The following is a 554-nucleotide window of genomic DNA, read 5'->3' on the forward strand; positions in this document are numbered from 1 at the left end:
GTGCGACAGGAGTCCGCATCCACGCCGCACCCCACGTCTGCTCACGACTTGTCCAGGCTCCTCGCCTAGAGTCGCGAGAGTGTTGCGCGTGCTCGGGATCGTCATGTCGCTCGCATGTGCGGCCGTTGTCCTGGTCCTGACCTGGCCGCAGCTGCTGAGGCTCGAGCGCACGTATCCGTTCGCCCAGACCGTCGCCTTCCGGGGCATCGCGGCCGCCCCGCACACCGGCTCCAGCACCGGCGAGGTCACGACACCGCAGGGCGCTCCCGAGGGCGTCACCGCGGTGAGCCTGCAGTGGACCGCACTGCAGCCCGGCACGACGGCCCAGGCGATCTTCGCCCTGAACGCAGCGCAGGACTTCGCCGGCTTCCGGCACGCGGCATCCCTCTTCGACGTTCCCGCGCAGAACCTCATCTACGCCGACACCGCGGGCGACATCGGCTACCAGACGCCCGGCCGCCTGCCCATCCGCGGGGCGGGAGACGGATGGATGCCGCAGCCCGGGTGGGACTCGGCCTACGACTGGAAGGGGTACATCCCCTTCGACAAGCTAC

The 554-nt window shown here is 70.0% G+C and carries 1 protein-coding gene; it reads left to right on the forward strand.

Annotated elements, in window-relative coordinates:
- Nucleotides 1-79 precede the first annotated feature (79 nt).
- A partial coding sequence (locus tag ABD944_RS42665) for a penicillin acylase family protein (RefSeq protein WP_486303780.1) occupies nucleotides 80-554 on the forward strand: 475 nt, incomplete at its 3' end.

It is taken from the genome of Actinomadura verrucosospora (assembly GCF_039540335.1).
GTDB classification, from domain to species: Bacteria; Actinomycetota; Actinomycetes; order Streptosporangiales; family Streptosporangiaceae; genus Spirillospora; species Spirillospora verrucosospora.